Origin of the sequence: Dawidia soli, from assembly GCF_018598185.1 — a bacterium.
GTDB lineage: Bacteria > Bacteroidota > Bacteroidia > Cytophagales > Cyclobacteriaceae > Ohtaekwangia > Ohtaekwangia soli.
Window position 1 is genome coordinate 45,654 of sequence record NZ_JAHESC010000017.1, and the last position, 11,195, is coordinate 56,848.

The following is an 11,195-nucleotide window of genomic DNA, read 5'->3' on the forward strand; positions in this document are numbered from 1 at the left end:
CAACCCGCATTCCGACCGGGCGTATAAAACCGGGCGGCAGGGAATGCACGAACGTGTATATTCACTTCGCTTCGGACACCACCGGAGTATTGTATACAACAGCCAGTAAACGAACGATACCAAACACTAAAACCATGAAAGAAGATAAACAATCACGCCGGGAGTTTGTGAAGCAATCCTCCCTGCTGGCCGGTGGCCTGGTGGCCGCACCGTTCCTGTCAAATGCCGGCGGCTTTTTCAACTCGGTAGATGATACGATCAAGGTCGCACTCATAGGCTGCGGTGGCCGGGGCACCGGTGCCGCCATGCAGGCGCTGCTCACCAAGCAGAACGTCAAGCTTGTCGCCATGGCCGATGCCTTCCGCGATCGCCTGGACAGCGCCTATGCCGCGCTGACCGATGAGAATTCGGAAGAAGGCAACGTAAAGGCCAAGGTAGCGGTACCCGAAGCAAACAAGTTCGTGGGCTTCGATGCGTACCAGAAAGCCATTCCGCTGGCCGACGTGGTGATCCTCACGACACCACCCGGCTTCCGTCCCATTCACTTCGAAGAGGCCGTTCGCCAGGGTAAGCATATTTTTATGGAAAAGCCTGTGGCGACGGACCCCGCCGGGGTTCAACGCGTGCTGCGCGCGGCGGAAGAAGCCAAGAAGAAAAAGCTCAACGTGGTGGTAGGCCTGCAACGCCACTATCAGAACTCTTACCGCGAGCTGTTGAAGCGCGTGAAGGACGGTATGATCGGCGAGATCACCTCGGGCCAGGTATGGTGGAACAACGACGGCGTGTGGGTGAATATGCGCAAGCCCGGTCAAACCGAAATGGAATACCAAATGCGCAACTGGTATTATTTTAACTGGCTCTGCGGCGATCATATCAACGAACAGCATATACACAACATCGATGTGATGAACTGGTTCAAGGGGGCCTATCCGGTGAAGGCGTTCGGCCTGGGCGGCCGCCAGGTGCGCACCGGCAAAGAGTATGGCGAGATCTATGATCACCACTATGTAGAGTATCACTATGCCGACGGCACCGTGCTGAACAGCCAGTGCCGCCATATCAAAGGTACATACGCTATCGTAGATGAGATGCTCGTCGGTACGAAGGGTGTCGTGAAGTGTGGCGCAGCCGAGATCACCAGCAAGGGCAAGGCCCTGTATAAGTATGACCGGAAGAATGAGAATAATCCTTATCAGACAGAACACGACGAATTGTTCGCTGCGATCGCAAAAGGCGAATTCAAGTTTGCCGATGCAGAGAACGGTGCGAAGTCTACGCTGACCGCGATCATGGGTCGTATGGCTACGTATTCGGGGCAGGTGATCGAGTGGGATAAGACACTTAACTCAGGGCTCAGCATCATGCCGACGACATTTGCCTGGGATGCCGACATGCCGGTGAAGCCGGATGCGAATGGATTTTATCCGATCGCTACGCCGGGCGTGACACGGTATTTTTCTTAGACCACAGGTATTTATTCTATACACGCCCTGAAAGAGCGTGACAATTCGAGACACCTATGCGTCCGATTGTTGCGCCCTTTCAGGGCTTTTTTTCACCTCTGCTGTAAACCCAGGCCTACAGCCTGGGCTGATATGTTTCGCCCCTTCAGGGCTTCTTTCTGCTTGTTTCTTGGGAAAAGTTTCGGAACTTTCGCGGTCGATTTTTTAATACAACGCTTTGAAAGTCATTCGATCCATTCTGCTTACGCTGTACAAGGTGTGGGTTTTCCTGGTGTTTACCGTGTTTATGCTGATCCTGCTGCCCGGCATTATTGTGCCGTTTATGCTGGGGCAGCGCTTCGGACACATCGGCTATGCGTTTTTGTATGCGTGGTCGTGGATCTTCAGCCAGCTCACCTTCATTCGCTACGAGTTCTATGGCACGGAAAATATCCAGCGCGGCGCATCCTACATCTATGTCAGCAACCACACGTCGTTCCTCGATATTCCGGGCATCCGGATGATCATTCCCGGGCAGTTCCGGCCGCTGGCGAAAAAAGAATTGAAGAAGATCCCCGTGTTCGGATGGATTGCACAAGCAGCGACGATCATTGTAGACCGGTCCAGCCCCGAGAGCCGCAAGCGTAGCATCGACAAGCTGAAGATGTTTTTGAAACAGGGCATCTCGATCCTCATCTTTGCGGAAGGCACGCAGAACCGTTCGAAAGAATTGCTGCAGCCGTTCAAAGACGGGGCGTTCCGCATTGCCGTCGATACACAGCAGCCTATATTACCGATGGTGGTATTGGGTGCGGGGCCATTGATGCGACCGGGCACGATCGACATGCGACCGGGTACGATCCGTATTTATGTAGGCCCCCCGATCGAAACCACGGGGCTTACCACCGCAGACACGGTGGCGCTCAAAGACAAGACCTTTGCGATCATGCATGCTATGATCGTACAGAACACCCCTATAAAAAAGTAAATCCGGATAGCCTTCGCAGTATGCATGAAAGCCTATCCGGATAATACTCTCGCTTGGAGCCTAAGCGCGAATGCGTGTGTGTCTGAGCCGTGCGGGTGTGTCTGAACTAACCCAAATCATTAATTCAAGATCTTTATCTATACCTTCAACGCCACCGTCACGTTCATCGAGCGGCCGTCTGAAGACCAGACACCTGGACCCGGATAGAAGCTGGGGCGTTTTGTGAAGTATTGTTTATCCATGATGTTGTTCATATTAACTCTTACCATCCATTGCGGCGTGATGCGAAACGATGCATTGAAGTCCAGCAAACCATAAGAAGGTACCCGGCCCACGGCGCCCGTCTTCGACGGCGTTACCGTGTTTAACGGGTCGGCATAGCTCTCGCCGGTATAACTATACAGTGCCGTCGCGCTCAGGCGGCGCCAGTAGAACGTAACACCGTTGCGCGAGATCACATCGGGCACGGTCTCTACTTTGTTCCCGCGAATGTCTATGTTCTCAGACTGCGCGCTGCCGCCGGCGTTCTTACCCGAACGTACCGCGGCATCGGTATACCGCGCATGGAAGAGGGCTGTCGAAGTGAAGATCGACAGGTTGCTGTAGTCACCCAGCCGCAGATTGTATTCCAGGAATATCTCGGCTCCGGTGGTCATGGAGTTACCGATGTTGGTGCGGTAGATATACGTGGTACCGTTATCAGGGTTCGTCTGCTCGAGTGTACCCAGGCGATTGTCGTAGCGCAGGCTGAATACCCCTACATCCCAGCGCAGGCCGTGGGTGGTGCCCCGATAGCCCGCTTCCAGGTTGTATCCCTTGGCGTCTTTCAGGTCTTTGTCTACGGTTTCATATACAGAGGCCGGTATGATGTCTTTGAAGATCACCGGGCGGTAGGCTTGCGACCAGCCGGCGTAGACGTTGTGCCCCTTGCGGGTGATGTAGTCGATGTTCAGGCCACCCAATGCGAACGTATGATCGATCACATCGGGAAAGTTGCCGGCATCGTAGTAGGAGATGGTGCCGGACATTTTTGACTCCCCGGTTTCAACGCGGATACCGGGCGTGATCGACAGACCGCGCAATACGCGGAATGCATTTTCTGCAAATACCGCCACATTGTTGGTCTTGAAGTGCAGGTCGCGGCCCCACGCAGGGTCGATCAACGACAAGTCGAAGCTCGAGCCGGTCGTGCCCTTGCCCAGCTGACGGCGGTGCAGGTCGTTGTTGAAGAGTTGTACGCCGCCGACCAATACGTGTTCTGTTTTTCCAAGCGTATAGGTGTGCAGCAGGCGCAGCTCCGAGGTATAGCTGTTGAAGTTGTCGATGTCCACCTGGCGCGACGCATAGGTGAGCGTGTTCGGATCGATCACGTCTTGAACCGTAGCCAGTTTATCGAGCTGTACACTGTTTCGGTCGCCCAGTACGGCCGATACCACCCACGACAGCCGGGTGCGGTCGGAGAGCTTCCAGTCGAGGGAGAGTGACGGCACATAGATCTCGGGGTTGAAATAGTTCCGGGAGCGTGTCGACTGCCGGGGATCGGCATGGAACATGCTGTCGGTCAACGGGCCGGGTATCTGATAAATATAGTTCGAGCGTGCTACCTCCGCCTGGATGGTCACGCGGTCGGTGGGACGATAGGCGAGCATGAACGACTGCGCATCGAAGTCCGAGTCGCTGTTATCCCGGTAGCCGTCGGACACACGCTTGTTGTAATATACGTAGTATTGGAATTTGCCGACCGTGCCGCTCAGTGCATGATACGTGCTAAAGAGTCCGAACGAGCCGACGGTATTGATGGTCTCGTAGGCAGCCACGCGCGTGGTATCGGGGCGTTTGGATACATAGTTCAGCATGCCGCCGAACTGTGCGCCGTATTGCAGCGAACCCGTGCCGCGTACCATCTCGATGCGTTCCACCGCTTCCATGGGCATGCTGTAGTGGCTGGCCGGGTAGCCGTACATGTCGGAGTTGGTAATGATACCATTTTTGCGAATGTTATACTCCCAGCCGCGGTGCGGGTCCAGGCCGCGGGTGGAAATGTTGGTTTGGTTGCCCGTGCCGTCCATGTCGTATACAAATACGCCGGGCACTTTGGCAAAGATCTGGCGCGGAGTTTTCTCGGCGATGTTGACGTTCATCTGCTGTACGTTCAGCACTTCGTTCTTGCGGCCGCCCAGCAGGTATGTGCCCTGGGTGGCGGGCAACCGCTCCACCTCATAGCGGCTGGATTGGATCACAACCTCTTTGAGTTGTTTCATCTTCAGCGAATCTGTCTGCGAAAACCCCGCTGTGATGCTGGCAATAAACACGATCGCGGTAAAAAGTCTTGTCATGTACTAATGGTAGTTCGAATTTTATAACCGGGAAAGGCGTTGACCGATAGCCTCTCCCGGTATGATTTAATGCGTTGTCCCGTTATTAATCTGCTCCGTCCGTTGTGGCAAAGTTTATCGTAAAACCGCCGATCACCTGACCGTGCTTTAAGCCCATCTCGGCATCCGAACGATAATGTATCGCGCCATACAGACGTGAGTAGGATGCTTCCGTGGCCTGGAGCAGGAAATACTGTGCTTGCTGCGGAAAGAGATAGGCCAATACGGCGGCCGCTGATCCCGAGAAAGTCGAGTGGCCCGAGGTAAAGGCGGGGAAGTTGGGCACGCCGGTGCCGGTCTTGATGGATGGGTCCATCTGGCTGGGACGCGGGTTGAAGTAAAAGAACTTTGTGTCCCAGCAGGCCACCGCGGCGTCATGCATGGTCATGTTGAGCAGTGCAAAGGCGCGCGCGGCACGCACCTCACTATAACGCGCTTCCTGGACGTACTCGGCGGCAATGTCGTTCCAGTGGCCGGGCGGTGTATAGGTGCCGGCGCCGTCGGCCCATTTGTGCACAATGGCCAGGCGTTCGCGCGTCAGGTTTTCAGAATACCATTTCACCTCTTCGGTTTCTTTTTTCATTTCGGCCGACGATGTCAACGGCGGCGGTACCGGGCGGCATTGTACCAGGTCTGCGTCTGTCATGCACCAGGCACGCGTACCTTTGTTCGCATCCTTGCGCAAGCCAAAGAATGGCAGCATCGGCGGGCGGGCCGGTGTCTCCAGGCTCTTCCAGGCAAGCTCACCGCGCTTGGTACAGCTATCGACCAGTGCCTGCCACAGCGCTTTGTTACCCCCGGCGGTGCCCATGCCATCGCCGCGCGCACGCGCGATGTACAGATTCGCCACGGACTTGCCCAGCGCCAGCCCCGCGGCTATATCACTGGCAGTAGCCTTACCCGACCACAGCGCCGCATTGCGTTGTTCAGCCGCTTTTTTGGTGATTTCTTCTACCGCCGCGGGGAAGAGCAGCTTTAACATTTCTGCGGACACACCCGACATGACCGCATCCCTTGACGGGTAAGCAGGCAGATCCGTCTCCGGCATCAACGACTGGATGGAGGGGTCGTTCTTATACGGAGCCGGGCGATTGTATTGATACATATAATGCCACGCCGCCTTCAACGCTTCGTACTGGGCGACGCTTACGTAGCTATAGGCACGCGCCGCATACGGCGGATTTGCAAACGGGAACATCGGGTCGGAGAAAGGATTTTCAGCATCCGGCGCCGGATACACACCGACGGCATTCGGTTCGGGGGGCAGGTTGAAGCGCGCCACCATGCCACGCAGAATCTGGTTCCAGCGCAGCACGCCGCCTCCGCTCCAATATTCAATGACATCCCGCTGTTCCTTTGTAAGGTTCTTTTGCAGGTCTTTGATCGCCGTCAGCTCTGCTTTATAGGCGTCGGAGTTTACATCGGCCGGCGGGTTAAATACTTTTGGTGTTGAGTTCTCAACAATGCCGGTGATCTTTTCCATCGTCATGACGGACGCGTCCACGGGAGCCCAGTCGGCAGCATCTTCGTCGAGAGCAGCAGGCGCCTGGGGCACAAGGGGTTCGCCGTCTGAAAGGTCTTTGTTACAGCTTGCCAGTAGCAACAGGCTGGCGACGAAGGCTGTCTGTGTAAGGCGATATACGTATTGAGCAATCATGATGGGGTTCGGTTACGGGTTCTTTTTATTGAAGTCGAGGGTATACATGGCTCCGGCCAGGAAGGCGGTAGACTCGCCCACGTTGCGGCCTGTCAATGTGCGGTTAACGGCACCGCGTACCGCCAGACCTTGTGGCTTCGGCAAATAATACATGACGAGCACACCCGCCTTGATATAGTTCATGCGGTTGGACACGAACGGCATGTCTTGTTTGCGAATGTCGGCACCGCCGAGCGTGTTCTGCTGTATGTAATTCAGCTCGGCCTGCAGGGCGCCCTTGTGGTAGCCGGCCGAAACAAAGACATCAAACACGTTGGGCATTTTTACTTCGTCGGTGTTATACTGCTCGTTGCCGTCGAAGTAGGCGGGGCGATCCAGCGTGGTGTTGCTGCGCCAGGTATACCCGCCGGAGCCGTTTACAAACCAGCCTTGCTGCACTTTAAAGTGCGCGGTAAGACGGTACTGCAGGTTGGTGGTCTGGGTACCGATCGACAGCGGGAAGAAGTCCGGCGTATAGTCCGACAACGGCGTCGACACATTGAAGACGGCAAAGGTGTTGAAAGCATTCTTGTCCGTCTTGTGGCCGAAGAAATTATACTTCACGCCTACCGTCAGGTCCTGGATACCTTCCAGGCCGCTCAGCGTGCCGGCGCTGGCCTTGGTCTTGATATACGGCACCATGGCAATGACGTTCACTTTATTAATGATGCCGTACGTACCCATCCAGGCGACGCTTTGTGTCGTCACGTGGCCGATGTTGCCGTTGTCGCGCTTCTTTTCGCCTTGCCAGTAGTCGGTCCACTGGTCATGGGTATAAATAAACCCCGTACAGAATTTTTTGGAGCCCATCATGAGTCCGTCGGTAAAGTTCTGTGCAAACGAGAGGGCCGGTAGCAGCCCGATCAGGATCAGGTAGATTTTCTTCATATAGGTTATTTGGGTGTTGCTTGGGTGTATCCGTCAAAAGCCAACATGCGACCCATGTCGTTGTAGGCGGCATTGTCTCGCGGCGCCCAGGTAGCCAGGCCATCGACATAGCGGTTGTACATACAAAAGGCGGCGGCGATCAGTACCGTGTCGTGCAGCTCGCGGTCGGTGGCGCCCTGCTGGCGCGCTTTGTCGATATGCTCCTTTGTGACGTGCAGGCCACCGCGTTGTACCTGTGCGGCGATGTCGAGCAGCGCACGCATTTTCGGCGACAGGTCGGTGTTCGGTAAACCCGCTTTGATCTCGTCGATCAGCGTCAGATCGCCACCGTAGTGGTGGGCGGCTGCCGCACCATGGCTGGTGTGGCAGAAATGGCATTCGTTCTTATGCGAGACATACGATGCGATGATCTCGCGCTCGCCGCGGGTCAGGGTACTTTCTCCGCGCAGCAGGATCTCTGCCAGCAGGTTTAACGGGGCGGCCGTCTCGGGCCGGAAATGCAGCAACCCTACAATGCCGGGTAGCTGCGCATTTACAGCAATGTGTGCCATCACAAAGGATGATTGATTGAATGAAGAAGAATTGAAATCATCACGCGGGTGTGGACATTGCCAGCACCGCGATCGTGTTACGAAGGATACACCGCAGGATTAAGCCCGTTCGGGCGGGTGTATAATAGAGGCTTGAAATGCGGGAATAAAAACGGTGAGGGCTGCGTGCCGGTAAACAGGTTGCGCCCAGCCTACCGACGACCGGTCCATGTCATGGGCACCGATCAGGTATTCTTTACCAAACGTGGGAACGATTGTTTTCGATTGATCCTGGCCCGACGCATCGTCGCTAAACGTTTTGACATAGTCGGTCATGGCGCGGTGGATGCGTTTGCTCTGCTGGTCGTTGACACATACTACATAGAGCGTGTCCTGGCTGAGCCGTTGTTTGATCATGTGGAAGAACTCCCCGTCGTGCTCGAACTCGCCGTCTACACGCACGTAGTCCTGACGGTCGCCGGCATAGGGAATGGACAGCGGTACCTTGAAGGTGATCGTTTGGGATTCGTCGTACTGGTCGGCATCAAAGCGCTGTACCAGTTGCTGCCGGTTTTGATATTGCAGTCCCATGAAAATACCGTAGAAGCCCAGCACATTAAAGAGCAGGAGCAGCAAGAGAGCTATCGCGACAATTCTTCTCACGGTTCGGTATGGGTGGATACATAGTTAAGGAATTTACACGTATTAAACAACGTACCGAAATCGTTTCCTAAGCCGATAGGCGGTCAAAACGCCTGAAATCTTCCCTACAACGGCACAAATACGACCTTTTTGGTCTCGAAAAATTCTTCCCTGAAATAGTCGGACAGGTTGTAGATCTGGTGCAGCTTTTTGAGCTCGCCCAGCTCCTCGTCCAGGTCGCCACCCTTTAAATACAGAATGCCATTGTCGAGCGGGTGCGTGGACTGCTTGCACGTCTTGCGATGGATCCACTGATAGAATTCCTTGATGCGCGTCACGGCCCGGCTCACGATGAAGTCGTATTCGCCCTTTACCTGTTCCGCACGGATCTGCTCCCCTTTCACATTGGTCAGCCCCAGGCTCTCCGCCACGCCGTTCACGACCGTGATCTTTTTGCCGATGGAGTCCACCAGGTGGAAGCTCGTCTCGGGGAACAAGATCGCCAGCGGTATGCCGGGGAAGCCGCCACCGGTGCCGACGTCCAGCACACGGGCACCGGGTTTAAAGGCCATGACCTTGGCAATGCCCAGCGAGTGCAGCACATGGTTGACGTAGAGATTTTCGATGTCCTTACGGGAAACGACGTTGATCTTTTCGTTCCAGTCCCTGTAAAGATCAAAGAGCGCGGCGAATTGTTGCTTTTGCTTTTCCGTGAGGTCGGGAAAGTAATGGTAAATGATGCTGACGTCTTGCACGACTGGTCTTCAGAAATTAAATATGATCCCGCTTGTTCTTCACCATGTCGAACATCAGCTCGCGGGCACGGTGCAGCTGTGCCTTGACGGTGCCCAGGGGCGCGTCAAGCTCTTCGGCGATCTCTTCGTACGAAAGCTCGTGGAAGTAGCGCAGGCGCACCAGCTTCTGGTACTTCGGCGGCAGCTTGTCCACAAACACCTGGATGAGCTCCGCCTTTTGCATGCGGATCGTTTCCTCCTGCGGGTCGAGGTTCTCATCCTCCACGTCGATGGACACGGACTGGCCATCGTCGTCGGTGAACGAGTTTTCAATGCTCAGGGTGTTGAGTTTCTTCTTGCGGATGAAGTCAATGGTATTGTTGGTGGCGATACGGAACAGCCACGTACTGAACGTAAAGTCTTTCTTAAAGCGGTGCAGGCTGCGAAAAGCCTTGGCAAACGACTCGATGGTGAGGTCTTCGGCATCGTCGACGTTCCGCACCATCTTCAGGATCATGTGATACACGGGGCGCTTGTAGCGCTGCATCAACCGCGCATAGGCGTTATCGTCCCCGTTCACCGCGTTATCTATCAGCCGGAAATCTTCGAGTGCTTTTGAGGAAAACCTGTTTTCTTCTAATTCTTCCATCGTACTTCTTTAGACACTAACGCAGTGAGGCCGGTGACAAGATAATAAAACGCATAAATAAAATCTAAGAGTGGCGCCATCCAGGCCTCAAACTTCTGGCCAAGTTTCTTGGAAGTTATGTGCAAAATCAGGGAAATAAGGCCGGTTCGGAGCACGAGCACGCCAATGACGGCGTACAGCGCGATCCACCACGGCTCGGACTGCAGGGGCAGCGCAACGAGCAAGCCGATGCCGAAAAACCACGTGAGCAGCCAGGTCACGGCAAAGACACCGAGCAGGAACCGATGCTTGAAGCGATAAAATTTGCCGACGGACAGGTGGCGGGTCTTCTGCGTGTAGTAGGCGCCCCAGCGTGTGTGGGGAATGGAATACATCATCGACTCTTCGCCCACCACCACGCGCGTGTTCTTGCCGCGGGCATGCTGGTTCACAAAGAGGTCGTCGTCCCCTCCGGTCACATTCAGAAAGTTGTTAAAGCCTTTATTCTCCAGGAACATCGATCTGCGGTATGCCAGGTTGCGGCCCACACCCATAAACGGGTTGCCCAGCAACGCTAATCCGATATACTGGACCGCGGTCAGCAAGGTTTCAAAACGGATGAAAATATTCAGAAAGCCGGGGATGCGGATGTACGGCGAGAAGCCCAGCACAAAGCTGACGGGCTGGTCAAAGCGTGCCGCCATGCTGCTGATCCAATGGCGGCCGTTCGGACGGCAATCGGCGTCGGTCAGCAGCAGCCATTCGTATTTGGCGGCTTTGATGCCCAGGGTCACGCCGTATTTTTTTCCATTGACGTGCGGCGGGGTACGATTGACGTGCACCATGCGCAGGCGGTGGTCTTTGAGCGCCTCCTCCCGCAGCCAGTCAAACGTGCCGTCGTTGGAACGGTCATCCACCACCACGATCTCAAACTCGGGATAGTCCTGCGCCAGCAGGGCCGGGATCAGCTCCTTGAGATTGGCCTCCTCGTCGTGCGCGCAGATGACGACAGACACCGGCAGCTGCCGGCCGTCAGCCGACGCCGGCTGCTTTTTCGAAAAGGCTACCCAAAAAACGATCCAATAGATGATCTGTACGGCTGCGAGCGCGAAAAAAATGGCGAGTAGGATTTGCAAGGTGTCTTTTCGATTAGCGCTACAAAGATAAAAGGCCGTCTGTAGGATAAAAGCCATGCCAAAGAGGTTTTTTACCGTCTACCGGAATCCTGCAATTGTTACCAAAAACTAACGTATCGCGCACAGATTGCTAAAA

Annotated in this window: 10 protein-coding genes; 2 read left to right on the forward strand and 8 right to left on the reverse strand. The window is 55.1% G+C overall.

Annotation, left to right across the window (positions count from 1 at the left end):
• Nucleotides 1–134: 134 nt before the first annotated feature.
• Both KK078_RS13085 and KK078_RS13090 read left to right on the forward strand, forming a co-directional pair.
• Nucleotides 135–1,463, forward strand: a complete 1,329-nt coding sequence (locus KK078_RS13085) for a Gfo/Idh/MocA family protein (RefSeq protein WP_254090729.1) — start codon at nucleotides 135–137, stop codon at nucleotides 1,461–1,463.
• Nucleotides 1,464–1,680: 217 nt separating this feature from the next.
• On the forward strand, nucleotides 1,681–2,430 hold the full coding sequence (locus tag KK078_RS13090) for a lysophospholipid acyltransferase family protein (RefSeq protein ID WP_254090730.1): 750 nt from the start codon (nucleotides 1,681–1,683) through the stop codon (nucleotides 2,428–2,430).
• A gap of 137 nt (nucleotides 2,431–2,567) precedes the next feature.
• On the opposite strand, the gene KK078_RS13095 is transcribed toward KK078_RS13090, so the two are convergent.
• From KK078_RS13095 to KK078_RS13130, 8 genes are all read right to left on the reverse strand, one after another.
• Nucleotides 2,568–4,766 (reverse strand): TonB-dependent receptor family protein, encoded by a 2,199-nt coding sequence (locus tag KK078_RS13095; protein WP_254090731.1) that lies wholly within the window; start codon nucleotides 4,764–4,766, stop codon nucleotides 2,568–2,570.
• Nucleotides 4,767–4,851: 85 nt separating this feature from the next.
• Nucleotides 4,852–6,462, reverse strand: a complete 1,611-nt coding sequence (locus KK078_RS13100; RefSeq protein ID WP_254090732.1) for a phosphatase PAP2 family protein — start codon at nucleotides 6,460–6,462, stop codon at nucleotides 4,852–4,854.
• Between the two features lie 12 nt (nucleotides 6,463–6,474).
• A complete protein-coding gene (locus KK078_RS13105; RefSeq protein ID WP_254090733.1) occupies nucleotides 6,475–7,389 on the reverse strand; it encodes a transporter in 915 nt (304 codons plus the stop codon).
• A gap of 5 nt (nucleotides 7,390–7,394) precedes the next feature.
• Nucleotides 7,395–7,940, reverse strand: a complete 546-nt coding sequence (locus tag KK078_RS13110; protein ID WP_254090734.1) for a carboxymuconolactone decarboxylase family protein — start codon at nucleotides 7,938–7,940, stop codon at nucleotides 7,395–7,397.
• A gap of 99 nt (nucleotides 7,941–8,039) precedes the next feature.
• Complete coding sequence (locus KK078_RS13115) at nucleotides 8,040–8,582, reverse strand: hypothetical protein (protein WP_254090735.1); 543 nt, start codon at nucleotides 8,580–8,582, stop codon at nucleotides 8,040–8,042.
• Nucleotides 8,583–8,686: 104 nt separating this feature from the next.
• Nucleotides 8,687–9,316 (reverse strand): 16S rRNA (guanine(527)-N(7))-methyltransferase RsmG, encoded by a 630-nt coding sequence (rsmG, locus tag KK078_RS13120; protein ID WP_254090736.1) that lies wholly within the window; start codon nucleotides 9,314–9,316, stop codon nucleotides 8,687–8,689.
• A 16-nt stretch (nucleotides 9,317–9,332) separates the two neighbouring features.
• On the reverse strand, nucleotides 9,333–9,944 hold the full coding sequence (locus tag KK078_RS13125) for an RNA polymerase sigma factor (protein WP_254090737.1): 612 nt from the start codon (nucleotides 9,942–9,944) through the stop codon (nucleotides 9,333–9,335).
• Entirely contained in the window at nucleotides 9,932–11,116 is a 1,185-nt protein-coding gene (locus KK078_RS13130; protein WP_254090738.1) for a glycosyltransferase, read from the reverse strand. The genes KK078_RS13125 and KK078_RS13130 overlap by 13 nt, the downstream gene beginning before the upstream one ends.
• Nucleotides 11,117–11,195 lie beyond the last annotated feature (79 nt).

Bases quoted from the DNA above. Each gene is read 5' to 3' on its own strand.
- KK078_RS13085 (WP_254090729.1), top strand. From the start codon at position 135: ATGAAAGAAGATAAACAATCACGCCGGGAGTTTGTGAAGCAATCCTCC.
- KK078_RS13095 (WP_254090731.1), bottom strand. From the start codon at position 4,766: ATGACAAGACTTTTTACCGCGATCGTGTTTATTGCCAGCATCACAGCG.
- KK078_RS13100 (WP_254090732.1), bottom strand. From the start codon at position 6,462: ATGATTGCTCAATACGTATATCGCCTTACACAGACAGCCTTCGTCGCC.
- KK078_RS13105 (WP_254090733.1), bottom strand. From the start codon at position 7,389: ATGAAGAAAATCTACCTGATCCTGATCGGGCTGCTACCGGCCCTCTCG.
- KK078_RS13110 (WP_254090734.1), bottom strand. From the start codon at position 7,940: ATGGCACACATTGCTGTAAATGCGCAGCTACCCGGCATTGTAGGGTTG.
- KK078_RS13125 (WP_254090737.1), bottom strand. From the start codon at position 9,944: ATGGAAGAATTAGAAGAAAACAGGTTTTCCTCAAAAGCACTCGAAGAT.
- KK078_RS13130 (WP_254090738.1), bottom strand. From the start codon at position 11,116: ATGGCTTTTATCCTACAGACGGCCTTTTATCTTTGTAGCGCTAATCGA.